This is a genomic window from Massilia sp. BGA-UO-ETr-WB1 (assembly GCF_059567845.1).
This window is the reverse complement of sequence record NZ_JCAQOT010000023.1, coordinates 902,522-929,207: the sequence shown is the minus strand read 5'-3', so window position 1 is coordinate 929,207 and position 26,686 is coordinate 902,522. Positions and strand designations below refer to the sequence as shown.

Below are 26,686 nucleotides of genomic sequence, written 5' to 3'. Positions count from 1 at the left end.
TCAGAACCCGTACACCAGTTTGGCCGCCACCGTGCGGCTCTGGCGCGCCAGCGCTTCCTGCACGAACACCGGGCCGGCCGGGTCGGCATAGCGCGCATCGAAGGCGTTGTACAGCGCCAGCGACAGCTCGGTGCGCGGCAGCAGGCCGCTGCTGGTGGCCAGCAGGTTGCTGACGCAATAGCCCCCCACCTTGCTGTTCTGCGTCAGGCGCGCCGAACTGCACTGCAGTTCCGCCCCCAGGCGCGCCTTCAGCGCGGGAACCGGCAGCGCCAGGTTCAGCTTGGCCAGGCGCCGCGGCGAGTTGACCAGCTGCGCATTGTTGCCGTCGTCGGCATGCTGCATGGCGTAGCTGGCCCGCAGCCGCAGGCCGTGCCCGAACTGGCGCTCGTACGCCATTTCGGCCCCGGTGGCAACCGCGCGCTGGATGTTGGCGAACATCAGCAGCCCGCTGTCCGGCTGGACTTCCTGCGAGATCAGGCCGCGCATGCGGTAGTTGAACAGCGACAGGCGCGCCAGGCTGTTGGCGTCCAGGCGGCGCTCGAAAATCAGTTCGCGCGTGCTGATGCGCTCTGCCGACAGTGCCGGATTGGGCCGCTGCCCGCCTTCGCCCGGATAGCCGTAATACAGCTCGTAGGCGTTCGGCGCGCGGTAGGCGGTGCCGTATATGAGTTTGACGGTATGGTCCGGCGTGGCGCGGTACATCAGCGCCAGGCGCGGGTGGAACTGGCTGCCCGCATTGCTGTCCCTGTCGTAGCGCAGGCCGGCGTTGAGCAGCAGGCCGGGCCGCACGCGCCATTCGTCCTGCACGAAGACGCCGCCGCGGCTGTCGCTGCGGCGGTCGTCCAGGAACAGCTCATACGGTTCCCTGTAATAGCTGAACTGGTCGCGCCGCGCATTGCGCTGCAAATCCACGCCCGCCACGATCTTGTGGTCCGGGATATTGTTGAACGTCAGCTGCGCGCTGGCGCCGTACCAGGCGGCGTGGTCGCCGTCCACGTTCACCAGCGGCTGGCCGGCGTCGCCGGGATAGCTGCCTATGCCCTGGTAGTCGGCGCGGCCCCAGTGGAGCAGCACGGCCAGGTCCGCGCCGCTGGCCAGCGGCATGTCGAAGGCCGCCTTGGCGAAGGCCTGGACATCGCGGGTCTGGTTGGCGGTGTCGAACAGCGCGCCGAAGGAGCCGGTGGGCACGCCCTTGGTGCGCGCCACATAGCCGGCCGACACGGTCCACGGACCGCGCGCGGCCTTGGCGAACAGCCGGTGGGCGCGGTCGAAATCCAGGCCGTGGGCCACGCCGTCCGAACCGCCCAGGTGAGACCCGTGGTACTCGGCGAAGTACAGGTCCTGGCCGTCGCGCCGGCTGCTGCTGGCGGACAGCAGCACGTCGGTGCCGTCCTGCGCATGCCAGCCGTAGCTGACGCGCGCGCCGCGCCCGCCATGGCTGGCCGCCAGTACCGCAGCCTGCGGCCCCCCCATGGCGCTGCCGGACTTGGTGATCACATTGATCACGCCGAACAGCGCGTTCGAGCCGTACACCGCCGAACCGGGACCGGGCACGTATTCGATGCGCTGCACCAGGTCCATATCGAGCAAACCCTCGCTGCCGATGCTGGCCTGGTCGTACACGCTGTCGTTGGTGCGCACGCCATCCACCAGCAGCAGGAAGCGGCTGTCGTAATCGCCCGGGCGCAGGAAGCCGCGCGCGCCCAGGTAGGAATAATTGCGGTCGTTGGTGACGTAGAGGCCGGGCAGCGATGCCAGCGCGTCCGCCAGCGTGCGCCAGCCGAAGTCGCGGATGTCCTGCGCGGTCAGCACCACCACGGCGGACGGCGCGTCGGCGATGGCCTGCGAGAAGCGCGAGGCGGAGGTGACTTGCAACTCCACCAGTTGCTCAAGCGGCAAACCTGCCAGTTCCTTACTGCCGCTATCGAGCGACACCTGGCCGGCCCATGCGGGCAGTGCGCTGGTGGCCAGCAAGAGCGCGCAGGGCCACAGGACGGCGAACGCAGGAGGGGGCGGCAGTTTCATTAATTGTTGTAATAGATTTGACGCAGGCATAACGGCCGCTAGACGACACAAATAGTACCGCTTACCGCCCTGCCAGGCCAATCGACTGTTGCTTTACGGCACAGCCTCCGCGCTCGGCAACCACCCCACGCTGTTGCCGTTGACATTATGAATATATAGCCGGTCAACTGTTTCGGTGGCGCCGGTGGTGACCGGCGAGGCGCCGCTCGGGTCCTGCAGGTCCGCCACCACTTTGCCGGCCTCGGTGAAGGCCAGCACGTGGCCGTAGCGCTTGGGCGCAGGCCAGAAGGCGCGCGGAATGCGCAGCACCAGTTTGCGCAGGAAAGGCTGCCGGGCCATCGCGTCCAGGTCGTCGCGCTGGCCGGCCAGGCCGAGCCAGATCCGGCCGTTCAAGCCACGCGTGAGGTTGTCCGGGTAGCCGGGCAGATTATCCAGCACCACTTGCGCTTGCGGCGAGCGGCGCGCCACGTCGAGTTGCACGGCGGCGGTGTCGATGCGCCACACGCGGTATCGGCCGCTCTCGCTGACGAAGACGGACTGTTCGTCGGCAGCCAGCACGACGCCGTTGGCGAAGCTCAGGCCCTTGGCCACCACCCGCACCGTCTTGCCGGCCGGGTCGTATTCCAGCACGCGGCCGGTGGCCGACTGTTCCAGCACGTCCAGCGTGGCCGCCCACTGCGTGCTGCCGGCGCGCGACGGCGCAAAGCGCATGGAGGAATCGGTGAGGTAGATCTTGCCGCTGGCCGCGACGGCCACCGCGTTGGCAAAACGCACCGGGCCGTCCTCCCCGGCAGCCAGCAAGACCGTGCGCGCGCCGTTGGTATCGAAAGACAGCAAGCCTTTTTCTGCATCGGCGACGATCAGATTGCCGTGCGCGTCGAACGCCATGCCCAGCGGCCTGCCGCCGGTATGGGCCAGCATGCCCTGGGCGCTGCCGTCCGGCTGCATGTGCAGCAGCGTGCCATCCGCAATGCCCGCATACAGCTTGCCGTCCTGGCCGGCCACGATGTGCTCGGGGCCGATCTGCCGGTGGTCGAGCGCAATGGTCCTGATGCCGGCCAGCCTGGCGTTCGCCGCATGCGCGCCCGCATAGCCCGGCACGGCCGGCGCCTGCCAGGCCACCGGCTCGATGGGAACGGGCCACAGGCCCAGGTAAGCCGCAGCCGCTCCCAGCGCCAGCGCCAGCACGGCGCCGGGCCGCACGCGCCGCGCCGGCTTGGCGGCCGACCACGGCAGGCCCGCGCCGACGGAGAAGCAGAACGTCATCAGCAAATGCGCGCCGGCGATGGCGGCAATCGCCCGCAGCGCAGCCCTGGCGCCGCCACCGGCCAAAAAGGGAAGCGAAACCACCAGCGAAATCCCCAGGGACGCCAGCAGAACCCACCCCACGCTGCCCCGCCCCGCGCGCGTCAGCCGCAGGATCACCGGCACGCCGACCAGCGCGATGCCCGCCGTGCTGAACATGATGGTCGGGGCCAGCGTGAACGCGAACTCCTGCCGGATCGCAGTCCAGTACTTATCCGGCGGCACGCGCCAGACTTCGGCAGCTTCTTCGGGCGTGACGTAGGCGGACAGCGCGGTGCACACCACGCAGGCCAGCACCGCGCCCATGTAGCCGCCGAACAGCCGCCACGGCGCAATCGGCATCGCGGCGCCATGCTTGTTGTACAGGCCATATGAGCAACCGACGATGAACGCCAGCCAAACCAGCACGGTCAGTGGATAGGTCAGTATGCCGAACAGTAGATCGATCCCCAAAATCAAGGCTCCCTGCTTGCGTTATTGTCGATCAGCGGCAGTGTACATATTTCCAACGGGAAAATACTCTCGCTTTGTCACAACGGCCGCACTGTACCCCTGCGCCTGCCGATGAACTGTGCTGCTCCGCGCCGCCGGCCGGGCGCTATGCTGGCCCTATGAACCAGCCCCCTACCGAACTGCGTGACACCCGTGGCCGCCCGCTGAAAGACTTGCGCCTGTCGGTCATCGACCAGTGCAACTTCCGCTGCACTTACTGCATGCCCAAGGAAAGCTACGGCCCGGACTACGCCTTCATGACCTCCTCCGAGCGCCTGTCGTTCGGCCAGCTGGCGCGCCTGGCGGGCACTTTCGTGCAGCAGGGCGTGGAGAAGATCCGCATCACCGGCGGCGAACCGCTGCTGCGCAAGGACTTGCCGCGCCTGATAGAAACGCTGGCCGCCATGCGCACGCTGGAAGGCCGCCCGCTTGACATTGCGCTCACCACCAACGGCTCGCTGCTGGCGGCGCGCGCGCAGTCGCTGAAGGACGCCGGGCTGCGCCGCATCACCGTGAGCCTGGACAGCCTGGACGACGCGCTGGCGGGCCGCATGAACGGCGTCGGCTTCCCGGTAGCGCGGGTACTGGAAGGTATCGCGGCGGCGCAGCGCGCGGGGCTGGCGCCGGTCAAGGTCAACACCGTGATCGAACGCGGCGTGAACGACAGCCAGATCCTGCCGCTGGTGCACCACTTCCGCGACAGCGGCGTGCAGCTGCGCTTTATCGAATACATGGACGTGGGCGGCGCCAGCCGCTGGAACGCGGGCCAGGTGCTGAGCGCGGACGCCATGCGCGCCATCGTGCAGCAGCACTACCCGCTGGTGCAGGCCAGCGCCGCGCGCGGCCACGACACGGCCGACATCTGGCGCCACGCCGACGGCTCGGGCAGCCTGGGCTTCATCGCCAGCATGTCGCATCCCTTCTGCGGCGAATGCGTGCGCGCCCGCGTGGCGGCGGACGGCAAGCTGTATCTGTGCCTGTTCTCGCAACAAGGTTCGGACCTGCGCCCCTGGCTGGGCGAGGGGCAGGAAGCACAGCTGCGGGAACGGGTACGCGCGCTGTGGCAGGCGCGCGCCGACCGCTACTCGGAACTGCGCGGCCAGTCCGCCGGCCGCGTGCACGCGCACAAGGTGGTGCGCATGTCACTGGTGGGCGGCTGACGCCAGGCGCCCCAGCATGCGCAGCGCATCCTCGATCTCTTTGCTCCAAGGGTAGCTGTAGTTCAGGCGGATGTAGTTGGGATAGCTGCCGCGCGCCGAGAACATATGCCCCGGGCCGACTGTGATCTTGCGTTCCAGCGCCAGTGCGTAGAGCTTCATCGCGTCCACCGCCGGCGGCATCTCCACCCACAGCACATAGCCGCCCTGCGGTTCGGACACGCGTGTGCCGGCCGGGAAGAAGCGCAGCACGGCGGCCGCCATCATGCGCGCGCGCTGCTCGTAGCCCTTGCGCACCTTGCGCAAATGGCGGTCGTAGCCATCGTGCTGCAGGTAGTCGGCGATGGCCATTTGCGGCAGCGTGGGCGTGGTGAGCGTGTTGAGGAACTTGAGCTTCTCCACCTGCGCCGTATAGCGCCCGGGCAGCGCCCAGCCGATGCGGTAGTTCGCCGTCAGGCTCTTCGAGAACGACGAGCAGTGCAGCACCAGGCCTTTTTTGTCGTAGGACTTCAGCGCCGTGGGATGGCTGTCGCCGTAATACAGCTCATTGTAGACGTCGTTCTCGATGGCGGGGATATCGTGGCTGGCCAGCAGCTCCACCAGCTCGCGCTTGCGCGCGTCCGGCATCTGGAAGCCGAGCGGATTCTGGAAGTTCGGCATCACCATGCAGGCGGCCACGCGCTGCTGCGACAGGATGCCGCGCAGCGCTTCGATGCTGATGCCTTCGCGCGGATCGGTCGGCACCTCCAGCGCCCGCATGCCCATGCGCTCTATCGCGTGCAGCATGGCGTAGAACGTGGGCGATTCGACCGCCACCGTGTCGCCCGGCTTGGCCACCGCCTGCAGGCACAGGTTGATCGCCTCGGTGGCGCCCATGGTGACGATGATTTCGGACGGATCGACCGCCAGCCCGTTCTCCAGGTGGCGGCGCGCGATCTGGCGGATCAGCTCCGGGTTCCCGGGCGGCAGGTCGTCCATCACGCTCCAGTGCTGCGCGCGGCGCGCCAGCGCGTTGGCGTAGTGGCTGATGCGCGGCCAGGGGAACGGTGCGGGGTCCGGATACGGAGAACCGAGCGGCACCGCGCCCTCCTTGCGGATGGTGCGCAGCGTGGACAGCACCAGCCGGCTCACGTCCACCTCCGATGACAGCACCAGCGGCTGGCTCGGCGCAGGCGGCGCGGCGCGCGGCACGTTGGCCTGCCTGGCGCGCACGAAGTAGCCCGATTGCGGACGGCTTTCGATGATGCCCCGGCTCTCCAGCTGCGAGTAGGCGCGCAGCACGGTGCTGATGCTCAGGCTGCGGTGCTGGCTGGCCTGGCGCACCGAAGGCAGCTTCTCCCCTTCCAGCAGCACGCCGCGCGCGACCTGGCCTTCGATGTCGGCGGCGAGGGTTTGGTAGAGATTCATGCTGCGCAGTATAGCGCAGCGGCATCTGAATTGATGGGCATCAGAAGCGTGTCTAATATTCCATAGCTGGCATAGCACCCGGTGCTATGCTAAATTATGAGCACGGGGCCGCGGACGACCTTGGCGATGGCGTGTACAAGAAGCGACTTGATAGAAACGAGCAACGGTCGATCATACTGGCAAGAGGGGGGGCATTATTGGGTCTTCCAACACCTATTTGCAAAGCGCACCCGGGACAATATCGATGAGACTGAATTGCGTATGCTTCGCACCCTTGCAAAAGCGTATGCCGCCCTGTCGGAGCAAGAAGTAAGCATGTATGTGCGAAACAAGACGCTTAAGGAAATCTGTCATGGCACGTAGGCAAAAATACAAAAGCGGAATATTGGAGTCGGTGTACACGTCAGCGAAGTCCTTGTACGACGGCGGCTCTATCGACAAAGCGACCATGCGCCAGTTCGACGAATCCTGCGTGACTGCCCCTGCTGAAATCGAGCCGGCACAGATCAAGCAGATCCGCGAAGCGAGCCATGTCAGCCAGCCGATTTTCGCCCGTTACCTGAATACCAGCGAATCAACGGTGCAAAAATGGGAGAGCGGCGCCAAACAGCCTAGCGGCATGGCGCTGAAATTGCTGTCGCTCGTGGCGATTCACACTACTGGGTATTCGAGTATCTTTTTTCAAAGCAGGACCGAAGCAATATTACGCAGCTTGAATTGAGCAATTTACGTTTGCTGGCGAAGATTTACGCGAGCATGTCAGCACAGCAGGTAAGTACGCGGCTTGCCAGCAAAGAGTTTGTGGAGATATGTCATGGCAGTTAAGACAAGATTCAAAAGTGGCATTCTGGAAGCTGTGCACAGCTCCGCCAGCTCGCTTTTCCGGGAAGGCGTCATCGATAAAGCGACCATGCGTCAGTTCGACGAGTCCTGCCTGGCGGCGCCGCCGTTGATCGAACCGGCCCAAATCAAACAGCTTCGGGTCACGAACCGCGTCAGCCAGCCGGTCTTTGCCCGCTATCTGAACACCAGCGAATCAACGGTGCAGAAGTGGGAAAGCGGCGCGAAACGCCCCAGCGGCACGGCGTTAAAGTTGCTCTCGCTGGTGCAAAAGCACGGGCTGGAAATACTCGCCTAGTGTACTGAATGGTGGAGGTTGAAGCGGCCGAACAGAACCTACTGCGTTAGTAGCGCAAGCAGCTCGATCGGCATGCAGCTGTCCCAGACCAAACCGGCCCTACAATGAAACCACTATTCCTTACGATCCTGATGTCAGCAGCGCTGGCGGTCCCACAGACATGTACGGCCCGGCCGGACTCGCCGGTCACCGACACGTCTGCCGCGCCGCACGACGGCCAGCGTGATTTCGACTGGGAGATAGGCACCTGGGATACGCGGCTGAAGCGCCTGCGCCAACCGCTGAGCGGCAAGACCGAGTGGCTGGAATATGCAGGCACGTCGGTCGTCAAGCAGGTCATGGGCGGACGGGCCAACCTGGTCGAGCTTGATGTGCGCGGCAGCGCCGGCCGGATCGCGGGCGTGTCGCTGCGCCTGTACCAACCGGCGAGCGGCCAGTGGACCCTGCATTTCGCAAACTTGGCCAACGGCTTGATGACCGATCCGATGCACGGTTCCTTCAAGGATGGCCAAGGCAGCTTCTATGGCCAGGACACGGTGAACGGGCGCGTGGTGCTGGTAAGGTTCCTGATAGTGCCGGCGGGCGCCGGCCAGTGGCGCTTCGAGCAGGCTTACTCGGCCGATGGCGGGCAACGCTGGGAGACCAACTGGATCGCCATCGATACCCGCCGCAAGGAATAGTTGGCCAGATGATGCGCGTTCAACTCGCTGATGCAGAGCTTAACCAGTTAGTGGTGCCTAGGATTCGCCGCCAAAATCGATGTAATGAACGGGAACGACATCAGTTAGCCATACGCCGTTGTCTGACAAATAGAAGGCGATCCCATCGCGATGCATATCGTCCGCACGAATTGTCAAGACAACAGGCTTGCCATGGCGCGAGCCCACAGTTGTCGCAACATCCCTTGCCGAAGAAAGATGGACGTGCTGGCGCGCCCCACGGAGCAGACCATCTTTCTGGATCGATTCCAAGAAGCGTGTTGCGGTTCCGTGGAATAACTGCACGGGCGGCACTTGCGTATTCAACTTCAAGTCTACCGAAATCGAGTGCCCCTGGTTTGCGCGGATTTTCGTACCGCTGCTGTCAATGGCAAAACGTTGCTTGTCACTGCTGGCAACAATTTCCAGCACGAGATCACGGGTTAGAGGTTCGGCCTTGAGCATTGGACAAGGACACCAACTGCTCAAGGCTGGCCCAGCCTTCGCCATCTAGTTCCAAGCCAATCGCCGCCGGATCATGACGGAGCACCAAACTGAGAAACTTGCTGGTTCGTTCGAGATGTTTTGACATTTGGAAAATTGCTATATGGAGTTGGAATTGTCGGCCTAAACCCCTCGATGCTACCCTATCGGCAGGCTGGCAATGAAGCCCAGTGGATTTCTTACGAACTTGGACGCCCTTGAGTTGGCTATGATTTGCCTGACAACCTCAGGCCTGGGTTCGAAAAGCTGCCGTCCTTCGATATCAAAATATCTGCAACCAAGGGTACGCGCCAGCGTACAAATTGCATCGAGCAGCGTGTCCCCAACCGAGCTGACATCGAGACGCACCATTATCTCAACAGTATCCATCGCATCAAAATTAAAGTCGATACGAGTGCCTTTCTCTGCCCCATAGACAAGCCAATCATTCAGCATAAGCCAAGGCTGTCCAAAGACTCCGGCTAGTTCTTCCTGTGCATCGCGCGTCAACCCGGCCGGCATAGCCGGGATGTCAAAGTCGCCCTCAACCGTAGGCATCGGCGCGTCCTCTGGAATCAGGTGCAAATCTAATTGCCAAGTAGCCATGTCGCTCAATCCCTAAGCCGCCTGCTTCCCCAACTGCGGCAGCGACGCCATCAGATCGGAGAAGCGCTGCCCCTGGATCATCACGTGCTCGCGCAGCAGTTCGGCGGCTTTCTCGCCCTCGCCGCCGAGGATGGCTTGCACCACGCCGTCGTGCTCGGCGTACGAGTTGGACAGCCGGTTGCGCACCCTGAGCTGCAGGCGCCGGTAGGGCCGCAGCCGCCGGTACAGGCTGCGCGCCTGCTCGATCAGGAACTGGTTATGGCTGCCCGCGTAGATGGCTTCGTGGAAGGCCTCGTTCTTGTAGTAATAATCATCCGGCTGCTGCGCGTCCAGCGCTTCCTTGCACGCCTGGTGCGCCGCCAGCAGCGCCTGCTGCTCCTCCACCGTCATGCGGCGCGCCGCCAGCCGGCCGCACGTCGCTTCCAGCTCGGACATCACTTCGAACATCTCCACCAGCTGCTGCGGCCCCAGTTCGGCCACGATGGCGCCGCGCCGCGGCCGGATCACCACCACGCCCATGGACGCCAGCTGGATCAGCGCTTCCCGGATCGGCGTGCGCGACACGTCGAACCGCGCGGCCAGTTCCGTCTCGTCCAGATGCTGTCCGGGCGTGAGCGTGCCCACGGCAATCATTTCCTCTATGTCTTCGCGCAGTTGCGTGGATCGGTTCGTCATGGCGGATAGTTTTCTTGTATGTAGGTCTTCATTATAGAAGCGATTTTTAACTTGACAATGTATGCAGTCAATATATTCTTGTATACACAAAAACGGCAATTGCATATTTCATTCACCCTTGGAGGACGTATGACTGTAATGAACCGCAGAACGGCGCTAGGCAACCTCGGCAAACTGGGCACCCTGGGCGCACTCGCCAGCAGCCCGTTGTGGACGTCCAGCGCCTGGGCGCAAACCGCCACCCTGAAAATCTCCCACCAGTTCCCCGGCGGCACCGTGGCCGATGGGGACTTCCGCGACCGCCTCACCCGCATGTTCGCGGCGGAGGTGGAAAAGCGCTCCAAGGGCGCGTTGAAGTTCGCCATCTACCCCGGCTCCTCGCTGATGAAGACCAACGCCCAGTTCTCCGCCATGCGCAAAGGCGCGCTGGACCTGTCGCTGGTGCCACTGTCCTACGCCGGCGGCGAGGTGCCAGAGGTGAATATCGGCCTGATGCCCGGCCTGGTCACGTCCTACCAGCAGGGCTACAGCTGGAAGAACGCGGAAGTGGGCAAGGAGCTGGCGCGCATCCTGTACGACAAGGGCATCGTGGTGGTGAGCTGGATCTGGCAGGCCGGCGGCGTGGCCTCGCGCACCAAGCCGGTGGTGGAGCCGGAGGACGCGAAAGGCATGAAGATACGCGGCGGTTCGCGCGAAATGGACTTGATCCTGAAGGCGGCCGGCGCTGCCGTGGTGTCGCTGCCGTCCAATGAAATCTACGCGGCCATGCAGACCGGCGCGATGGACGCCGCCCTCACCTCGTCCACCTCGCTGATCTCCTTCCGCCTGGAAGAAGTGTCGAAAGCGCTGACCTCCGGGCGCGGCAACGCCTACTGGTTCATGTTCGAGCCGCTGATGATGTCGCGCGCGGTGTTCGACAAACTGCCGAAGGACCAGCAGGCCACCATCCTGGCCGTGGGCGCGGACATGGAAGCGTTCGCGCTGAAGGCGGCGCAGGAGGACGACAGCCAGGTGGCCGCCGTCTACCAGAAGGCCGGCGCCAAGGTGGTGGACCTGAACGCGGCCACCGTCAAGCGCTGGCAGGCCATCGCGCGCACCACCGCGTGGAAGGACTACAGCGAGAAGAACGAGAACTGCGCCAAGCTGCTCAAACTGGCCGAGAAGACGCTATGAGCCACGGCTTCGAACTCAAGGCCGCCCCCGGCCCCGCAGTGCCGGACAACGCGGCACTGGCCAGCGCCTCCGGGCTGCTGAACCGCCTGAACAAGGCCCTGCTGACGCTCTCCATGTGCGCGCTGGTGGTGACGGCGCTGATACTGACCTACTCGGTGGTGTCGCGCTACTTCTTCAACGCGCCGACCGACTGGCAGGACGAGGCCTCCGTCTTCATGCTGGTGGGCGCCACCTTCTTCTGCGCGGCCTACGTGCAGTCCTACCGGGGCCATATCGGCATTGAAGCGCTGGCCGAACTGCTGCCGCCGCGCGTGAACGCGGCGCGGCTGTTCGTGGTCGACCTGTTGTCCACGCTGTTCTGCGCCTTCTTCTCGTGGAAATCCTGGACGCTGTGGCACGAAGCCTTCGTCGAGGGCCAGACCACCACCTCCACCTTCGCGCCGCCGCTGTGGATCCCGTACGGCATGATGGCACTCGGCATGACGCTGCTGGCGCTGCAGCTGCTGCTGCAGACCGCCGCGCGCATGAGCGACAAACCTCTGGAGAACGCAGCATGAGCGAGCTTACCTTAGGCGCCCTGTACGGCGCAGTGACGCTGGTGGTCATGTTCTCCGGCATGCCGATCGCGTTCGCACTGGGCGTGGTGGCCACCGGCTTCATGTACTTCTTCATGCCGCCCTCCTCGCTCGACACAGTGACGCAGAACGTGTACGAGGAAATGGCGTCGATCACGCTGCTGTCCATCCCGCTGTTCATCATGAAGGGCGCGGCCATCGGCAAGTCCCCTGCGGGGCGCGACCTGTACGCCGCCATCCACGCCTGGCTGCACAAGGTGCCGGGCGGCCTGGGCATCGCCAACGTGTTCGCCTGCGCGCTGTTCGCCGCCATGGCAGGCTCCTCGCCCGCCACCTGCTCGGCCATCGGCTCGGCCGGCATCCCCGAAATGCGCAAGCGCGGCTACTCGCCCGGTTTCGCGGCCGGCATCATCGCCGCCGGCGGCACGCTGGGTATCCTGCTGCCGCCGTCCATCACCATGATTTTGTACGCGGTGGCTGCCGAGCAGTCGCTGGGCCGCCTGTTCCTGGCCGGCATAGGCCCGGGCGTGCTGCTGGTGCTGCTGTTCGCCGGCTACGCCGTGTACCGCGCCCGCAAGGAATACCGGATCGCGCTGGACATCTACGAGAAAGGCGGCGTGAAAGCGGCCAGCCTGCACGACGAGCACTTCACGCTGGCGGACAAGGTGGAAATGCTGCCGCGCGTGCTGCCCTTCCTGGTGCTGCTGATCGGCGTGATGGTGGCGCTGTACGGCGGCTTCGCCACGCCGTCCGAGACGGCGGGCCTGGGCGCGCTGCTGGCCATGGTGCTAATCGCCATCGTCTACCGCGTGTGGAAGCCGAAGGACCTGGCGCCCATCCTCACCTCCACCATCAAGGAATCGACCATGCTGCTGATGATCATCGGCATGTCGCTGTTCTATTCCTATGTGATGAGCTATCTGCATATCAGCCAGTCGGCCGCCAGCTGGGTGGTGGGCATGCAGCTGTCCAAGTGGCTGCTGCTCACGGTGATCCTGCTGATGGTGGTGGTGCTGGGCTTCTTCCTGCCGCCGGTATCCATCATCCTGATGACCGCGCCCATCATCCTGCCACCGCTGAAAGCCGCCGGTTTCGACCTGATCTGGTTCGGCGTGGTGATGACGGTGGTGATGGAAATGGGCTTGATCCACCCGCCGGTGGGCCTGAACATCTTCGTCATCAAGAACATCGCGCCCGACATACCGCTCAGGGACGTGATCTGGGGCGTGGCGCCGTTCGTGGTGCTCATGTTCGTGGCGGTTGTTTTATTATGTCTGTTCCCCGGCATCGCGACCGGACTGCCTGACATGATGATGGGAGCAAAATGATGAATGCGCCGGCGATCAACGCGGGTACGCGGACCTGGGACACGTTGCAGCGCAACCGCGCGCAGCGCCTGCAGCGGGCCGGCGCGGCCCTCGGCGCAGACCTGGACGGCAAAAGCCTGCCCGCCGCGCGCATTGCGGACCTGCTGCACGCGGTGCTGGAATGCGGCGACCGGGTCTGCATCGAAGGGAACAACCAGAAGCAGGCCGACTTCCTGGCGCAGGCGCTGGCCAGGCTGGACCCGGCTCGCGTGCATGGCCTGCACATGCTGCAATCCGTGCTGACCCTGCCCGAACACCTGGACGTGTTCGAGCGTGGCGTGGCCTCGCAACTGGACTTTTCCTTCTCCGGCCAGCAGGCCGGGCGCGTGGCCAAGCTGCTCTCGGCGGGCAAGCTCAATATCGGCGCCATCCACACCTACCTGGAGCTGTTCAGCCGCTACTTCGTGGACTTGCCGCCGCGCGTGTCCATGGTGGCGGCCGAAGCGGCGGACCGGCACGGCAACCTGTACACAGGTCCCAACACGGAGGACACGCCCACCATCGTGGAGGCCACCGCGTTCAAGAACGGCATCGTCATCGTGCAGGTGAACCGCATCATGGACACGCTGCCGCGCGTGGACATTCCGGGCGACTGGGTGGACTTCGTGGTGCAGTCGCCCCGCCCCTACTACATCGAGCCGCTGTTCACGCGCGACCCGGCGCTGATTTCCGAGATCCAGGTGCTGATGGCGATGATGGCGATCAAGGGCATCTACGCCGAATACGGTGTGCAGCGCCTGAACCACGGCATCGGCTTCGACACGGCAGCCATCGAGCTGCTGCTGCCCACGTACGCGGAATCGCTGGGCCTGAAGGGCAAGATAGGCCGGCACTGGGCGCTCAACCCGCACCCGGCGCTGATACCGGCGATCGAAGCGGGTTTCGTGGAGTCGGTGCACTCCTTCGGCTCGGAGCTGGGCATGGAGGACTATATCCGCGCGCGGCCGGACGTGTTCGCGGTGGGCGCCGACGGTTCCATGCGCAGCAACCGCGCGCTGTGCCAGGCCGCCGGGCATTATGCTTGCGACATGTTCATCGGCTCCACCCTGCAGATCGACTTGCAGGGCAACTCGTCCACCGCCACGCTGGGCCGCATCGCCGGCTTCGGCGGCGCCTCCAATATGGGGGCGGACGCGCGTGGACGCCGCCACGCCAGCCCCGCGTGGCTGAAGGCCGGCCAGCAGGCGCGCGAGGGCCGCAATATGATCCCGCGCGGCCAGAAGCTGGTGGTGCAGATGGTGGAAACCTTCCGCGAGCATATGCATCCGGCCTTCGTGGAACGGCTGGACGCGTGGGAGCTGGCCGAGCAGGCCAACATGGCGATTCCACCGGTGATGATTTACGGCGACGACGTGACCCACATCCTGACCGAGGAAGGCATCGCCAACCTGCTGCTGTGCCGCAGCGACGAGGAGCGCGAACAGGCGATACGCGGCGTGGCTGGCTACACCCCGATGGGGCTGGGACGCGACCGGCGCATGGTGGAAAACCTGCGCGACCGTGGCGTGATCCAGCGGCCGGAAGACATCGGCGTGGACAAGCGGCTCGCCACGCGCGACCTGCTGGCGGCGCGCAATATGAAAGACCTGGTGCGCGCATCGGGCGGCCTGTACGATCCGCCGCAGCGCTTCAGGAACTGGTGAACAAGGAAACGCAATGGAAACGCTAACGTACCGCTTCGAAAACGGCAGCCGCGCGCTGCCGCCCGCGCCGCAGGTGGTGGGCGTGGTCGCCTCGGGCAACCTGGAAGTGCTGATCGAATCGGCTGCGCTGAACGGCGCCTGCACCATCGAAGTCAAGACCGCCGCCGTCGGCTTCGGCCAGATCTGGGAAGCCGTGATGCGCGACTTCCACCAGCGCTGGCCGCTGGCCGATGCGCGCATCGCCATCAACGACGTGGGCGCCACGCCCGCCGTGGTGAGCCTGCGGCTGGACCAGGCGGTGGAAACCATGCTGGGAGGCGCACCATGACACAACACCACAGCTTCCAGGAAGCCAACGCGCGCGAACGCCTGCGCCAGCTGCTGGACGAAGCCAGCTTCGAAGAATTCATCGGCCCCGCCGAGCGCGTGGTGAGCCCGCACCTGGGCCAGCTCAACGCCCCGGTGGCGTTCGACGACGGCGTGGCCGTGGGCCGCGCGCGGCTGGGCGGCATGCCGGTGTTCGTGGCGGCGCAGGAAGGCGGCTTCATGGGCGGCGCGGTCGGCGAGGTGCATGGCGCCAAGCTCACCGGCCTGCTGCGCCGCGCGCTTGAAGAACGGCCGCGCGCCGTGGTGCTGCTGATCGAATCGGGCGGCGTGCGGCTGCATGAAGCCAACGCCGGGCTGATCGCCGTGGCCGAAGTGATGCGCGCCGTGCTGGACGCGCGCGCCGCCGGCATCCCGGTGATCGCGCTGGTGGGCGGCGCCAACGGCGCCTTCGGCGGCATGGGCATCGTGGCACGCTGCACCAACGCGGTTGTGATGTCCGAAGAGGCGCGGCTATCCATGTCCGGCCCGGAAGTGATCGAAACCGCCAACGGCGTGGAAGAATTCGACTCGCGCGACCGCGCCCTGGTGTGGCGCACCACCGGCGGCAAGCACCGCTACCTGACCGGCGACTGCCAGGCCATCGTGCCCGATTCCATGGACGCCTTCCGGCAAGCGGCCATCGCGGCCATCGAAAGCATCGATGCCGCCGGTGGCGCCACGCTAACGCTGGAAGCGCTGGAACAGGAGCAAGCCATGCTCACCGACCGCATGGACCGCTTCGGCGCCCTGGCCGACCCGGCCGACATCTGGCGCGAACTGGGCATGCCCGACCCGGCCGGCATCGCCATGCTGGAGATCGCCCCATTCATCGAAGCGGCGGCGGGCCGCCGCGCAGGAGTCCGATAATGCACTGGCAAACACTGGCGAGCGCCCTGTTCCCGCAAGGGCACGACATCGCAGAACGGGACCAGTTCCTGTCCGGCACAGCACAGGTGGACGGCGAAACGGTGGCCGTCATCGGCACCACCGAGCACGCCCCCATCGGCATCGAGATCGCGCTGGCGCAGGCCAGGTCCGTGCTGGCGACGGTGCGCGAGCATCCGGGCCGCGCCATCGTCATGCTGGTGGACACGCAAGGCCAGCGCCTGCGCCACCGCGACGAGATGTTGGGCATCAACAGCTACATGGCGCACCTTGGCAAATGCGTGGACCTGGCGCGGAGGCGCGGCCACAAGATCGTGGCGCTGGTGTACGACCAGGCGCTGTCGGGCGGCTTCATCACCAGCGGCCTGATGGCAGACAGCTGCCATGCCCTGCCCGCCGCCACCATCCGCGTGATGGGACTGCCCGCGATGGCGCGCATCACCAAGGTGCCGGAGGAACTGCTGACCGAACTGGCGCGCAGCAATCCCGTGTTCGCGCCCGGCCCGGAGAACTACCTGCGCATGGGCGGCCTGCAATCGATCTGGGACGGCGATGCAGCTGCCCTCGCCGCCCATCTGGTGCAGGCGCTACGCAATCTGGACGGCGAGCGCGCCGCGCCCGACGCGCGCGCGGCAGTGGGATTCGAGCGTGGCGGACGCAAGCTGGCGCACCCGGTCATCCAAGCCATCCTCGGCGGTCACCATGTTGAAGCGGCATGACCTGGTCTGGCTGACCCGCGCCGGCTGGCAAGCCGCACTGGCCGCCGATCCCGCGCGGGAAGCGGTGTTCAGCGACTGGCAGCGCGGGGAATGGCCGGTAGTGGTGCGGCGGCACGAGCCGCGCATCGGAGCCGATAACGATACAGGCGGAGATCCCGCGCAGGAAGTCTGCCTTGGCATCGCATTGCCGCCGGACGCGGATGGCGTCAAACAGCGCATCGGCCTGCGCGCCGCGCTGGAGCATATTGAACGCAGCAGCTCCCCGCTGACGCTGAAGGCTGCGCGCCCCGCGCTGCCTGCCCAATGGCGGCCCGGCTACACCGAGCTGCAGCGCCTGGCCGCCGGACTCGATCTGCGCGTATTCGGCTCGCTGGCGTGGCAGGCGCTGACGGGCTTGCGCTGCCTGGGCGAGAGCTCCGACATCGACATCCTGTTCCGTCCCGTGAGCGAGCAACAACTGCACGCCGGCCTGGCGCTGCTGGCCGGTCCCGGCCACGGGCTGCCGCTGGACGGCGAAATCATGTTCCCGTCCGGGCAGGCCGTCTCGTGGAAAGAATGGAACGCCGCAGGCGCCGCCAAGGCACGCGTGCTGGTCAAGGAAATCGGCGGTGTCCACCTCGCCGACCCGGAAGCGCTGCTCGCCACGTTGAGGCCTGCATGACCCCGACAGCGGCCAAAGCCGCAGCATCAGCAACGGGTCTCGCTCCGCGGCCAGGGCCAGGTCCAGCGCCGGGGGCAGGTCCGGCATTAGCGCCGGGGTCAGGTCCGGCATCGCGACACGGCCTCGGCAGCGCCCGCGCGCGCTCAGTCAGCCAGCAGGCCGCGCGGCTGGCGTTGCGCGCGCTGTACGCCGAGCTGGCACTGTACCCCAAGCCCGGCCTGGTCTCCCTGGTCGACAACGGCAGTCACGATGACATGACCGCGCTGACCTTCATGCGCAGCCTGTTCTCGCTGCGGCACTATTTCGCGGCCATCTGCCTGGCCGGCATGGAGGACGCGCCGTTCGCGCGCCTGAAGCAGCTGGGCATGGCGGCCGAGCGGCGCATGATGGCGGCGACCGGCGGCGTCAATACGCATCGCGGCGCCATATTCGGCCTGGGCATGCTGTGCGCCGCGCTGGGCCGGGTGGTGGCTGGCAACGATGCCGCGTCCATGCTGCTGGCAGATCCCGCATCGCTGCGCGCCGCCTTGCTGGATGGCTGGGGCGAGGCGCTGGCAGCGCATACCCTGGCTGCGCCCGACGGCTCGCATGGCCAGCGCGCGGCGCAGCTCCATGCAGCCAGTGGCGCGCGCGAGGAGGCGGCGCTGGGACTGCCGTCGGTGTTCCTGGTTGGCTTGCCTGCGCTGCGGACCACGCTGGCGCGCGGCGGCAACATGCATCACGCGCGCATCGATGCGCTGTTCGCGCTGATGGCGCATGTCAGCGATACGAATGTGCTGCATCGCGGCGGCAAGGCCGGCGCGCAGTTGGTACGCGATCAGGCGCGGCGCTTTCTGGAGATGGGCGGCACGGGGCATCCGGACTGGCATCCGTACGCGCTGGATACGCACGGGCTTTTCGTGCGCCACAAGCTCTCGCCGGGCGGCGCGGCGGATCTGCTGGCGGCGTGCTGCCTGGTGCAGGCGTTTTCTTCACATCCCTGGCCATGAGCGCGAGGCTGCTGATTTTGTGCCCGGGCCAGGGGGGGCAGCATGCGGGCATGTTTGATCTGGCAGGCACGGACCCGGCGGGGGCGGCGCTGCTTGGCGGGTTACGCGCGCGCGGAGCGCCCGCCAACCCGAGCGACTGGATTGCAGGCGCCGGCGAGGTCGACACGCTGTTTGCCAACCGCATGGCGCAGCCGCTGATCGTGGCGGCCACGCTGGCCATGTGGGAGGCGCTGCGCGCGCACGTGCCGCAGCCTGCGCTGGTGGCCGGATATAGCGTCGGCGAGCTGGCGGCGTGGAGCGTGGCGGGTGCGGTGTCGCCGCAGGACGCGGTCGACCTGGCGCAAACACGCGCGGAATTGATGGACCGCTGCCTGGCGGACAGTCCCGGTCAAGCCCTGCTGGCGGTGACAGGCTTGCCGCCGCCGCGCACCGGCACGCTGGCGGCGCCGTGCGGATTCCACGTGGCCATCGTCACCGGCGGGGACAGCTGCATTATCGGCGGGCCGGCCGGCGGCGCGGCGCAGGCGGAATCGCTGCTGGCCGCAGCCGGTGCGCGCGTGACGCAGCTGCCAGTCGAAATAGCCTCGCACACGCCCTTCATGGCCAACGCGGTGGCGCCGTTCGCTGCTGCGCTGCGCGCATCGCGCCTGCATGCAGCGGACACGCCGGTGCTGGCCGGCATCAGCGCGGCGCGGCTGCAGAGCCGCGAGCAAGCCGTCGAACACTTGTCGCGCCAGCTGGACGAACCTGTGGTCTGGGATGAATGCATGGACGCCTGCGCGGAAGCCGGCATCACGGTGGCGCTGGAACTGGGCCCCGGCGCGGCGCTGACCCGCATGATGCAGGCGCGCCATCCCGGCATCGCTTGCCGCTCGGTGGCGGACTTCCGCAGCCTGGACGGCATTCGCGCCTGGCTGCGGCGATACTGTGGATAAACCTCAGCGCCGGTTATTCTGCTGCGCCCACGCCACGATGCCGTTGGCGTCCATGGCGCCCGGCTGGCGCGCCACTTCGCGGCCGCCCTTGAACAGCGCCAGCGTGGGAATGCTGCGGATCGCGTAGCGCGCCGCCAGGTCCTGCGCTTCTTCGGTGTTGACCTTGACCACGCGGAAATCCGGCTCCAGCCGCTGCGCGGCCTGCTCGTAGAACGGCGCCATGGAACGGCACGGGCCGCACCAGGGCGCCCAGAAATCCACCAGCACCGGCAGTTCGCTGCGCTCGATTTGCTTGAGGAAACGGGCGCTCGCCAAATCCACCGGCTTGCCGGTAAACAGGTCTTTCTGGCATTTGCCGCAGGTAGGTTCCTGGCCCAGCCGCGTGGCGGGCACGCGGTTGACTGCGTCGCAGTGCGGGCAGACGATGTGAAGGGAATCGGTGCGTGTTGCTGTGTTGTCGGTTGTGGTATCCATGGCTGGCCATTGTCAATGCGTATGGCGCCAATGTAGCAGAAATGACGAAACCGTGAGCGCGGCTCAGCCCGTATCGGCCCCGCCTTCGTTCTTGACGATGCCGCGTACATTCATCGCCGCCAGGCAAGCATTCAGCACGATCAGCGCCCAAGCCTGGTCCTGCCAGCCCCACGCTATCCAGAGCGCGTTGCTGAGCAGGAAAACCCAAAAGCCCGCCATCCGCCGCCGCGCCACCTTCGACGCGACCAGCCACGCCGCCAGCAGCGACGCGGCCATTGCAGGCCACTCCAACCATTCCAGCCATTCCGCCATGACGTTCGCCTCCCTGCTCAGTCCATGGCACAGTCTAGCCGGGTGCGGCGTCCTGCGGAGCGCGGCTGGCGGTCAGCCGCGCCTGCGGCGTCAGCCCTCCTTGCGGCCGGGCTGCGGCTTGCCGGCGGCCTGCTGCTGGCTGGTCTGGTGCACGGGTGCGCCTGCCACGCGCGCTTCGCCGCTCTGACCTTCGGCCTGCTGACGCTCGTGGCCGTTGCCCTGCGGGCGGTCTTCCCGATGGCCGTTCATGTCCATGCGCTGGCCGTCGGCGAACTGGTCGAAGGTGGCGGCCATGCGGCGCATGGCATCCTGCTGGTTGCGCACGGTTTTTTCCGTTTCCTCCGTGGCCATGCGCGTCACTTCCTCGGCCAGCTCCTTGGCGGTACGGCTGGTTTCACTGACGTGTTCCTCGGCCACTTTGGCCAGGTCCACGTGCGTGTTGGCGGCAATGCGCGACAGGTGCTGCTGGTAGGCGCGCAGCTTGTCGGCGGTGGGCTGGGCATGCGACAGCGTCACGTTGACCGCGTCCACCGGGCGGTTGGTGGTGAGCAGGTCCTGTCCCGTCAGCGACACTTCCTCGATAATGGTTTGCGCCAGCTGGATGTTCAGGTCGCTGTACTGCTGCACGGTGCGGAACAGCGATTTGGACATGTCGTTCAGCAGCGACATCTGCGCTTCCATGTGGTGTTTGGCGGCTGGCGTAACGGACTGATTGAATGAAAACATGGGTTACCTCTGCAAAATGTATGGTTATGGGAAAGGGACGCGACGCCGGCAAAGCGCGGCAAAGCGGCTCCGCGAATCCACTAGGCTACGTGAGCGCGCGACGGACCCCATGATCTGGATCAAACGTGCGCGCTTGACCGCACATGTAGCGAGTTTGTAAATACGCCCCCCAAGGCGTTTCTGATGTGAAATACTTACCGGCTATCTCAACCTTGATAGCTTGCCGATGAAACACTTGACCCGCAGTCTGCCCCGCCTCGCTCCCGCCCTGCTGCTGACTCTCGGCGCCGCCCACGCCCAGCAGCAGCCCGACGCCAAAGCCCCGCCCGCCGCAGCCGTGGCAACCGCAGCCGCGCCGGCCCCGCAGCCCTTCGAGCGCGCCCTCAAAGCCGAGTCCTCCGTGAGCAAGAACGCCATGGTCATGATCAATGGCAAAGCCGTGCCCTACAAAGTCACCGCCGGCACCCAGCCGGTGTGGGACAAGGACGGCAAGGTGATCGCCTCGCTGTTCTACACCTACTACCAGCGCAGCGACGCGGCCGACAAGGCCAAGCGCCCGCTGGTGCTGTCCTTCAACGGCGGCCCCGGCTCGGCCTCGGTGTGGATGCACGTGGCCTATACCGGCCCCAAGATGCTCAACATCGACGACGAAGGCTATCCGCTGCAGCCGTACGGCGTGCGCGACAATCCGCACTCCATCCTGGACGTGGCCGACATCCTGTATGTGGACCCGGTCAACACCGGCTTCTCGCGCATTCTCGACAGCAAGACCGACCGCGCCGCCTTCTTCGGCGTGAACGCGGACATCGCCTACCTGGCCGAATGGCTGAACACCTTCGTCTCGCGCGAGGGCCGCTGGACCTCGCCCAAGTACCTGATCGGCGAGAGCTACGGCACGGCGCGCGTGGCCGGCCTGGCGCTGGAGCTGCAGAACGCGCACTGGATGTATCTGAACGGCGTGACCTGGTCTCGCCCACCAAGCTGGGCCTGAAGCGCGACGGCATCGTCGGCGACGCGCTCAACCTGCCCTACTACGCAGCCACCGCCTGGTACCAGCAAGTGCTGCCGGCCGACCTGCAACGCCGCGACCTGAAGGACGTGCTGCCCGAAGTGGAAGCCTTCACGGTGGACGAGCTGATCCCCGCGCTGGCCAAGGGCGGTTTCCTGGACGAGGCCAAAAAGGCGCACATCGCGGCCAGGGTGGCGCGCTACTCCGGTGTCGCCGAGAAGGCCGTGCTGCAGCACAACCTGGTGATACCGACCAACTTCTTCTGGAAGGAGCTGCTGCGCGACAAGGGCTACACCGTGGGCCGGCTGGACTCGCGCTACAAGGGCATCGACAAGGCCGACGCCGGCGACAACCCGGACTACAACGCCGAACTGACCTCGTGGCTGCACTCGTTCACGCCGGCCATCAACCACTACCTGCGCGACGTGCTGCAGTACAAGACCGACATCAAGTACAACATGTTCGGCCCGGTGAATCCGTGGGACAACAGGAACGACGCCACCGGCGAGAACCTGCGCAAGGCGATGGCGATGAACCCCTACATGAAGGTGCTGGTGCAGTCCGGCTACTACGACGGCGCCACCACCTACTTCGACGCCAAGTACACCATGTGGCAGCTGGACCCCAGCGGCAAGATGAAGGACCGGCTGCGTTTCGAGGGCTACCGCAGCGGGCACATGATGTATCTGCGCTCGGAAGACCTGGTGCGCTCGACCGACGACATCCGCGATTTCATCAAACAAACCACACCTGCCGCGAATCAGCCCGCCAAGTATTAAGACGATAGCAAATACGCATGCCTTTCTGGTAAGATTGCCCAGTTGAATTACTTTCACTGGGCGATCTTATGCATTTCGAAGTACCAAAGGCTGGACTCAAAAACGCCAAGGAATTCCTGGGCGAATACGCGATGATCGTAGTCAGCATCCTGACCGCGCTGGCGCTGGAACATGCGGCGCAAAGCTGGCACCACAGCCACCGCGCGCACGAAGCGGAGCAGAAGATCGAAGCCGAACTCCGCTTCAATCTGAAAGAATTGCAGCTAGCCACCGAGGCCAACAAAAAGCAGCTGGCACATCTCTCGCTGATGCGTAAGACATTGCGCGACGACATACAGGGCAAGACCGCGGAGAAAGAGCTGGTGGAGCACCTGATGAAGGCGTCCAACAACCGCTTCGGTCTGAATCTAAGAACGCCCACGCTGCGCCGCGAAGCCTGGGACGTGGCCGTGGCCAGCCAGGCGGCCAGCTGGATGTCGAGCGAGCTGTTGCAGCGCTACTCGGCGTTGTACGCACAGCAGCGGGACACCACCCAGGCTGCCAGCACCAACACCCAGCTGACCATCAACGGTCCGCACATGCTGAACACGCTCGCGGACATGGAACTGGGCAATGTCGATCCAGCCGCGCTGTATCACACCCTGCGGCAGATGGAGAGCACGATCGACGGCGTTCAGGACAACTTGCTGCAGCTGGAAGAACAGATGCGCGCAGCGCTGGCCAAGGCCTGACCGGGCAACCTGAGCAGGCCGCCTGCACAAGCCGGTTGCGGAGGCCGCCTGTTATACTGCTGCCCTTCCCAGGCTTGGCCTGCATCACAAGGATAATCATGAGCGCACTTCCACCCTGCCCGCAATGCGGCTCCGAACTGACCTACAACGACGGCACGCAATGCGTGTGCCCGGAATGCGCCCATGAGTGGCAGCCGGGTGCGGCGGCCGACGCAGAAGACGGCCCGCGCGTCTACAAGGACGCGGCCGGCAACATCCTGCAGGACGGCGACACCGTCACCGTCATCAAGGACCTGAAGCTGAAGGGCGGCGGCGGCACCGTCAAGATGGGCACCAAGGTCAAGAACATCCGCCTGGTGGACAGCGACCACGACATCGACTGCAAGATCGAAGGCTTTGGCAACATGAGCCTCAAGACCGAGTTCGTCAAGAAAGTCTAAGTAAAAAGACCCCATATGAATGCACGCCTGCTGACCGCCATCGCAACCCTCTGCTGCGCCTTGCCGGGGTTGGCGGGGGCTTCATGTTCCCGCGCCATCAACGTTCCCGTCGCACCGCATGGCGTGGCGGTGGTCGTCAAGCACGGCAAGGCGGCGGGCGTGGTCCCGGACCTGCTGGATGAACTGAGCGACAAGTACGGCTGCAAGTTCGTGTTTCCCGTGGTGCCGCGCGCCCGGCTCGAGATGCTGTTCCGCGCGGGCGATGCGGACGTTATTGTGCTGTCAACCCGCTCGCCCGAGCGCGACCTTTCCGGGACCTTCGTGCCGGTCTTCAAATACCGCGCCGTCCTGGTCGGCATCAAGCCGATGGACACCGCCGTGCAGTCGGTCGACGCGCTGCTCAAGCAGACGGACTTGCGCATCGCCGTGGTGCGCGGCTTCGACTACGGCCCCGCCTACCGCAAACTGCTCGATCCCAGCATGGCGGCACGGGTGCAATACGCCAACGACCTCAGTGACTTGATGCGGCGGATACAGGCCAGGATCGCCGATGTGACCATCCTCCCGTACAGCAGCGCCTACAACACGATTATTGAAGACCCCCGCTTGAGCGGGCTCGATGGCCAGCTGTCGATCAGCGCCCTCGACGACATTCCCTGGCAGGATGCGGGGTTCTACGTTTCCAAACGCACCTTGTCCTCTGCCGACCAGTCCGTGCTCATCGACATGCTGGGCAGCGAGGAAGTCGGCAAACACATCCTGAAGTCGCTGTCGAAGGCGATTCCGCCCGCCGTGTTCGGGCTGACGGCGAAAAGGCACTAGCCCACTCCGCCTCGAACTCCTCGAAGCGGGGGCGCGGTGAAGCTGCAGATCGATGGTTCTTCGTGTATGGATTCGAAAAGAGCGCGCAGGAAAACATCTCGTCAAGCGAACTCGCAGCGCTAAGGGAATCGGCTCATTTATTGTTGCGGAGCTCGGCAAACGAAGTAGAGCGGGCACTAAGAACAGGGCAAGTATAAAAGCAGGATATTCGAGGCAGCACATGAGACCGCTCACGACTTCTACAAATTGGGTGCGGTCAGCGAACAGGAAATGCGGGAGATGGACGAACTGTGCCTGGCGCCCGCTTTAACATTTGACAGCAGCAGAATCCGCGCGCTACAGGAACGGCTGCAACTCAGCCGCGCGCGGTTGGCGTCTCAGCTCAACATCAGTATCTCGACAGTCCGCCGCTGGGAACAGGGCCAGCGCGTGCCAAGCGGTTCGCCCCTGAATCTTCTCGAACAGCTTGAACAAGTGGGTATCAAGGTCATCTCCTAACGCAGTCGATCAAGGCTCCTCTCTGCAGCCGGCATGCTGCATCGCTGCAAGTTTTGAAGCGGGGGCGGCAGTACGCTGCTCATATTTCTCCAGGTTGGAGTATTTGCAGCTAGGGCACCACCGACAAGTGGGGCCAGCGCTCGGTAAAACGTTTGGCGGCTAGGCGCTGGCGGTAGGTGGCGGCGTCCGCCCGCGCGGGGTTGTGGCGCAGGCGCAGGGCAAACAGGTCGTCCAGGCCGTGCGGGGCGATCACGCCGAGGCTGTCGTCGGCGTTCAAGGTGACGCCCACGCAGGTGGCGTATTCGGGCCAGGTGGCCACGCCCGCTTCCAGTGAAAGGAGCTGCTCGACTTGCAGCTGCAAGGCGTCGCGAAACCATTCGTGCACCGTGGCCTGGTTGGTGACTTCCCACGACACGGCGGGCATCGCCAACCGCAGGGCGCGCTCCAGGTCCGCGTCACGGCCCGGCTGCCCGGGATGCTCGAAATAGACGACGTCCACATCGTCCAGGCGGGTCGGCCCGGCGTAGCCATGCAGCGCGTCCCACACCACCGAACGCACCGCGCCCGCACCGATGCACCAGGATGCCAGCCCCAACTCCCGCGCCGCACGCAGCGCCGCCATCAAGCCGGCGCTTGAACGGACCAGCTCCACCAGCCGCGCCTGCAGCTCCGGCGAAGGTAGCGCGTCGTCAAGCGGCATCGCCCGCCCGGTAGCGCCCCAGCACGGCGGGAACGATGCGCTTGTGCACCGGCGCCACAAACAGCATATACACGCGGCCCAGCAGGTTATGGATGTGCACCACCGTCGATACCGCAATCGCGCTGCGCGGCGCGCCCAGCTTGCGCACAGAAACGCGCACCTTCAGGTGCTTGTCCGCGTCGCCGAGGATCACCTCATCGTCGCTCAGGTAAAGGATGGAAAAGATGCCAACCCGGTCGCCCAGTTGGTACTCGCTGGCCGGGCGCTGCGCGGTGGCGCCGTTCAGGTGGCCGAGGTTCTTCAGCCCGAACAGCCCGACCACGCGGTTGCGCAGCGCCATCAGCCGGTTCACCCAGCCCGGCGTGCGCGCCACCACTTCCAGATACAGCTCGAGCGCGGTGCGGCCGCTCGGCGCTATCGGCATCTCGTAGCAGTCGTGGAAATCCGAGCCGGCAAGGTGCGCCGCGATTTCGCTGTCGCGCGGCACCGGCACAGCGAGAATCGGCCGGCGGGCAGCTGGTGCGCCGCTCATGCGCCGGCCCGCTTGGGCTGGTGGCCCAGCTTGGTGAGCGCAGCCATCACCACGTCGCAATGGTCGCCCTGCACTTCGATCACGCCGTCCTTGACGGTGCCGCCGCTGCCGCAGGCGGTGCGCAGCTGCTTGCCCAGCGCGGCCAGCGCGTCGCCGTCCAGCGCCAGCCCTTTGACGACGGTGACGCACTTGCCGCCCCGCCCCTTGGTCTGGCGCGACACGCGCACCACGCCATCGCCCAGCGGCGCGGCTTTGGCACTGGCTTTGCAGGTGCAGGCTGCCACAGGCTGGCCGCAATCGGGGCACATGCGGCCGCTTTCGGTGGAGTAGACCAGGCCCCCCCTGGAACTGTTTTTCATCATAT

Annotated in this window: 33 protein-coding genes and 2 pseudogenes; 22 read left to right on the top strand and 13 right to left on the bottom strand. The window is 65.6% G+C overall.

Translation table 11 applies throughout. The annotated features are described in order from the left end of the window. Together AC56DV_RS12575 and AC56DV_RS12570 are read right to left on the bottom strand one after the other, a co-directional pair. Nucleotides 1–2,025, bottom strand: coding sequence for a TonB-dependent receptor plug domain-containing protein (locus tag AC56DV_RS12575; protein ID WP_496314612.1), 2,025 nt, complete (start codon nucleotides 2,023–2,025; stop codon nucleotides 1–3). A 93-nt stretch (nucleotides 2,026–2,118) separates the two neighbouring features. Next, nucleotides 2,119–3,783 carry an SMP-30/gluconolactonase/LRE family protein gene (locus AC56DV_RS12570; RefSeq protein ID WP_496314611.1) on the bottom strand — a complete coding sequence of 555 codons (1,665 nt, stop codon included), beginning with the start codon at nucleotides 3,781–3,783 and terminating at the stop codon, nucleotides 2,119–2,121. A gap of 158 nt (nucleotides 3,784–3,941) precedes the next feature. Here AC56DV_RS12570 and moaA point away from each other — a divergent pair, with 158 nt between their 5' ends. Continuing rightward, nucleotides 3,942–4,982 carry a GTP 3',8-cyclase MoaA gene (moaA, locus tag AC56DV_RS12565; protein WP_496314610.1) on the top strand — a complete coding sequence of 347 codons (1,041 nt, stop codon included), beginning with the start codon at nucleotides 3,942–3,944 and terminating at the stop codon, nucleotides 4,980–4,982. Here the strand turns inward: moaA and AC56DV_RS12560 are convergent. Next, nucleotides 4,965–6,386, bottom strand: a complete 1,422-nt coding sequence (locus AC56DV_RS12560) for an aminotransferase-like domain-containing protein (RefSeq protein ID WP_496314609.1) — start codon at nucleotides 6,384–6,386, stop codon at nucleotides 4,965–4,967. The two genes, moaA and AC56DV_RS12560, sit on opposite strands and share 18 nt — an antisense overlap. Before the next feature lie 96 nt (nucleotides 6,387–6,482). Here AC56DV_RS12560 and AC56DV_RS12555 point away from each other — a divergent pair, with 96 nt between their 5' ends. The 5 genes from AC56DV_RS12555 (at nucleotide 6,483) to AC56DV_RS12535 (ending at nucleotide 8,204) form a co-directional block, all read left to right on the top strand. After that, nucleotides 6,483–6,749, top strand: coding sequence for a type II toxin-antitoxin system RelE/ParE family toxin (locus AC56DV_RS12555; RefSeq protein ID WP_496314608.1), 267 nt, complete (start codon nucleotides 6,483–6,485; stop codon nucleotides 6,747–6,749). After that, on the top strand, nucleotides 6,739–7,107 hold the full coding sequence (locus AC56DV_RS12550) for a helix-turn-helix domain-containing protein (protein ID WP_496314607.1): 369 nt from the start codon (nucleotides 6,739–6,741) through the stop codon (nucleotides 7,105–7,107). The genes AC56DV_RS12555 and AC56DV_RS12550 overlap by 11 nt, the downstream gene beginning before the upstream one ends. Next, nucleotides 7,017–7,211, top strand: a complete 195-nt coding sequence (locus AC56DV_RS12545; protein WP_496314727.1) for a type II toxin-antitoxin system RelE/ParE family toxin — start codon at nucleotides 7,017–7,019, stop codon at nucleotides 7,209–7,211. Before AC56DV_RS12550 ends, AC56DV_RS12545 begins: the two co-directional genes overlap by 91 nt. Next, nucleotides 7,201–7,524 (top strand): helix-turn-helix domain-containing protein, encoded by a 324-nt coding sequence (locus tag AC56DV_RS12540; RefSeq protein ID WP_496314606.1) that lies wholly within the window; start codon nucleotides 7,201–7,203, stop codon nucleotides 7,522–7,524. The genes AC56DV_RS12545 and AC56DV_RS12540 overlap by 11 nt, the downstream gene beginning before the upstream one ends. Nucleotides 7,525–7,628: 104 nt before the next feature. Continuing rightward, nucleotides 7,629–8,204 carry a hypothetical protein gene (locus AC56DV_RS12535; protein WP_496314605.1) on the top strand — a complete coding sequence of 192 codons (576 nt, stop codon included), beginning with the start codon at nucleotides 7,629–7,631 and terminating at the stop codon, nucleotides 8,202–8,204. A 57-nt stretch (nucleotides 8,205–8,261) separates the two neighbouring features. Here AC56DV_RS12535 and AC56DV_RS12530 read toward each other — a convergent pair whose 3' ends face one another. Genes AC56DV_RS12530 through AC56DV_RS12515 form a run of 4 tightly spaced genes read right to left on the bottom strand, consistent with a single transcriptional unit; the run spans nucleotide 8,262 to nucleotide 9,986 of the window. Next, nucleotides 8,262–8,687: an RNA 2'-phosphotransferase gene (locus AC56DV_RS12530; protein WP_496314604.1), complete on the bottom strand. Its 426-nt coding sequence runs from the start codon at nucleotides 8,685–8,687 to the stop codon at nucleotides 8,262–8,264. Continuing rightward, the gene (locus AC56DV_RS12525; RefSeq protein ID WP_496314603.1) at nucleotides 8,659–8,814 is read right to left on the bottom strand and encodes an RNA 2'-phosphotransferase; all 156 of its coding nucleotides are present in this window, start codon (nucleotides 8,812–8,814) and stop codon (nucleotides 8,659–8,661) included. The genes AC56DV_RS12530 and AC56DV_RS12525 overlap by 29 nt, the downstream gene beginning before the upstream one ends. A gap of 50 nt (nucleotides 8,815–8,864) precedes the next feature. Further along, a complete protein-coding gene (locus AC56DV_RS12520) occupies nucleotides 8,865–9,311 on the bottom strand; it encodes a hypothetical protein (RefSeq protein WP_496314602.1) in 447 nt (148 codons plus the stop codon). A 12-nt stretch (nucleotides 9,312–9,323) separates the two neighbouring features. After that, complete coding sequence (locus tag AC56DV_RS12515; protein ID WP_496314601.1) at nucleotides 9,324–9,986, bottom strand: GntR family transcriptional regulator; 663 nt, start codon at nucleotides 9,984–9,986, stop codon at nucleotides 9,324–9,326. A gap of 129 nt (nucleotides 9,987–10,115) precedes the next feature. On the opposite strand from AC56DV_RS12515, the gene AC56DV_RS12510 reads away from it, so the two are divergent. From AC56DV_RS12510 to AC56DV_RS12465, 10 genes and pseudogenes are all read left to right on the top strand, one after another. Beyond that, nucleotides 10,116–11,159, top strand: a complete 1,044-nt coding sequence (locus tag AC56DV_RS12510; RefSeq protein WP_496314600.1) for a TRAP transporter substrate-binding protein — start codon at nucleotides 10,116–10,118, stop codon at nucleotides 11,157–11,159. After that, nucleotides 11,156–11,716: a TRAP transporter small permease gene (locus tag AC56DV_RS12505; RefSeq protein WP_496314599.1), complete on the top strand. Its 561-nt coding sequence runs from the start codon at nucleotides 11,156–11,158 to the stop codon at nucleotides 11,714–11,716. The genes AC56DV_RS12510 and AC56DV_RS12505 overlap by 4 nt, the downstream gene beginning before the upstream one ends. Continuing rightward, nucleotides 11,713–13,062 (top strand): TRAP transporter large permease, encoded by a 1,350-nt coding sequence (locus AC56DV_RS12500; RefSeq protein WP_496314598.1) that lies wholly within the window; start codon nucleotides 11,713–11,715, stop codon nucleotides 13,060–13,062. The genes AC56DV_RS12505 and AC56DV_RS12500 overlap by 4 nt, the downstream gene beginning before the upstream one ends. Then, a complete protein-coding gene (gene mdcA / locus AC56DV_RS12495; protein WP_496314726.1) occupies nucleotides 13,062–14,744 on the top strand; it encodes a malonate decarboxylase subunit alpha in 1,683 nt (560 codons plus the stop codon). Before AC56DV_RS12500 ends, mdcA begins: the two co-directional genes overlap by 1 nt. A gap of 13 nt (nucleotides 14,745–14,757) precedes the next feature. Then, entirely contained in the window at nucleotides 14,758–15,072 is a 315-nt protein-coding gene (mdcC, locus tag AC56DV_RS12490) for a malonate decarboxylase acyl carrier protein (protein ID WP_496314597.1), read from the top strand. Further along, entirely contained in the window at nucleotides 15,069–15,977 is a 909-nt protein-coding gene (locus AC56DV_RS12485) for a biotin-independent malonate decarboxylase subunit beta (protein WP_496314596.1), read from the top strand. Before mdcC ends, AC56DV_RS12485 begins: the two co-directional genes overlap by 4 nt. Continuing rightward, the gene (mdcE, locus tag AC56DV_RS12480; protein WP_496314595.1) at nucleotides 15,977–16,714 is read left to right on the top strand and encodes a biotin-independent malonate decarboxylase subunit gamma; all 738 of its coding nucleotides are present in this window, start codon (nucleotides 15,977–15,979) and stop codon (nucleotides 16,712–16,714) included. Before AC56DV_RS12485 ends, mdcE begins: the two co-directional genes overlap by 1 nt. Continuing rightward, a complete protein-coding gene (gene mdcG, locus AC56DV_RS12475; RefSeq protein WP_496314594.1) occupies nucleotides 16,698–17,375 on the top strand; it encodes a malonate decarboxylase holo-[acyl-carrier-protein] synthase in 678 nt (225 codons plus the stop codon). Before mdcE ends, mdcG begins: the two co-directional genes overlap by 17 nt. Before the next feature lie 80 nt (nucleotides 17,376–17,455). After that, a pseudogene (mdcB, locus tag AC56DV_RS12470) lies at nucleotides 17,456–18,364 on the top strand (triphosphoribosyl-dephospho-CoA synthase MdcB); the annotation flags it as partial. Continuing rightward, nucleotides 18,361–19,299, top strand: coding sequence for an ACP S-malonyltransferase (locus tag AC56DV_RS12465; protein ID WP_496314593.1), 939 nt, complete (start codon nucleotides 18,361–18,363; stop codon nucleotides 19,297–19,299). The pseudogene mdcB and the gene AC56DV_RS12465, both read left to right, overlap by 4 nt. A 3-nt stretch (nucleotides 19,300–19,302) precedes the next feature. On the opposite strand, the gene trxC is transcribed toward AC56DV_RS12465, so the two are convergent. The 3 genes from trxC to AC56DV_RS12450 all read right to left on the bottom strand — a co-directional run bounded on the left by trxC (nucleotide 19,303) and on the right by AC56DV_RS12450 (nucleotide 20,811). After that, on the bottom strand, nucleotides 19,303–19,773 hold the full coding sequence (trxC, locus tag AC56DV_RS12460; RefSeq protein ID WP_496314592.1) for a thioredoxin TrxC: 471 nt from the start codon (nucleotides 19,771–19,773) through the stop codon (nucleotides 19,303–19,305). A gap of 63 nt (nucleotides 19,774–19,836) precedes the next feature. Further along, entirely contained in the window at nucleotides 19,837–20,085 is a 249-nt protein-coding gene (locus tag AC56DV_RS12455) for a hypothetical protein (protein WP_496314591.1), read from the bottom strand. A 90-nt stretch (nucleotides 20,086–20,175) separates the two neighbouring features. Beyond that, the gene (locus AC56DV_RS12450; RefSeq protein ID WP_496314590.1) at nucleotides 20,176–20,811 is read right to left on the bottom strand and encodes a phasin family protein; all 636 of its coding nucleotides are present in this window, start codon (nucleotides 20,809–20,811) and stop codon (nucleotides 20,176–20,178) included. Nucleotides 20,812–21,037: 226 nt separating this feature from the next. Here AC56DV_RS12450 and AC56DV_RS12445 point away from each other — a divergent pair, with 226 nt between their 5' ends. The 6 genes and pseudogenes from AC56DV_RS12445 to AC56DV_RS12420 all read left to right on the top strand — a co-directional run bounded on the left by AC56DV_RS12445 (nucleotide 21,038) and on the right by AC56DV_RS12420 (nucleotide 25,090). Further along, on the top strand, nucleotides 21,038–21,802 hold the full coding sequence (locus AC56DV_RS12445) for a S10 family serine carboxypeptidase-like protein (RefSeq protein WP_496314589.1): 765 nt from the start codon (nucleotides 21,038–21,040) through the stop codon (nucleotides 21,800–21,802). Nucleotides 21,803–22,667: 865 nt separating this feature from the next. Further along, a complete protein-coding gene (locus tag AC56DV_RS12440) occupies nucleotides 22,668–23,330 on the top strand; it encodes a hypothetical protein (protein WP_496314588.1) in 663 nt (220 codons plus the stop codon). A gap of 98 nt (nucleotides 23,331–23,428) precedes the next feature. Beyond that, nucleotides 23,429–23,770: a zinc ribbon domain-containing protein YjdM gene (locus tag AC56DV_RS12435; RefSeq protein ID WP_496314587.1), complete on the top strand. Its 342-nt coding sequence runs from the start codon at nucleotides 23,429–23,431 to the stop codon at nucleotides 23,768–23,770. A 15-nt stretch (nucleotides 23,771–23,785) separates the two neighbouring features. Then, nucleotides 23,786–24,592, top strand: a complete 807-nt coding sequence (locus AC56DV_RS12430; protein WP_496314586.1) for a substrate-binding periplasmic protein — start codon at nucleotides 23,786–23,788, stop codon at nucleotides 24,590–24,592. 53 nt (nucleotides 24,593–24,645) lie between these two features. Then, nucleotides 24,646–24,789 (top strand): annotated as a pseudogene (locus tag AC56DV_RS12425) (type II toxin-antitoxin system RelE/ParE family toxin); the annotation flags it as partial. An 82-nt stretch (nucleotides 24,790–24,871) separates the two neighbouring features. Then, nucleotides 24,872–25,090, top strand: coding sequence for a helix-turn-helix domain-containing protein (locus AC56DV_RS12420; protein WP_496314585.1), 219 nt, complete (start codon nucleotides 24,872–24,874; stop codon nucleotides 25,088–25,090). Nucleotides 25,091–25,199: 109 nt separating this feature from the next. On the opposite strand, the gene AC56DV_RS12415 is transcribed toward AC56DV_RS12420, so the two are convergent. From AC56DV_RS12415 to AC56DV_RS12405, 3 genes are read right to left on the bottom strand one after another with little or no spacing between them, the layout of a single operon-like run. Beyond that, a complete protein-coding gene (locus tag AC56DV_RS12415) occupies nucleotides 25,200–25,790 on the bottom strand; it encodes a nucleotidyltransferase family protein (protein ID WP_496314584.1) in 591 nt (196 codons plus the stop codon). Continuing rightward, on the bottom strand, nucleotides 25,780–26,322 hold the full coding sequence (locus AC56DV_RS12410; protein WP_496314583.1) for a DUF2867 domain-containing protein: 543 nt from the start codon (nucleotides 26,320–26,322) through the stop codon (nucleotides 25,780–25,782). Before AC56DV_RS12410 ends, AC56DV_RS12415 begins: the two co-directional genes overlap by 11 nt. Continuing rightward, complete coding sequence (locus AC56DV_RS12405; protein ID WP_496314725.1) at nucleotides 26,319–26,681, bottom strand: translation initiation factor Sui1; 363 nt, start codon at nucleotides 26,679–26,681, stop codon at nucleotides 26,319–26,321. The genes AC56DV_RS12410 and AC56DV_RS12405 overlap by 4 nt, the downstream gene beginning before the upstream one ends. Nucleotides 26,682–26,686 lie beyond the last annotated feature (5 nt).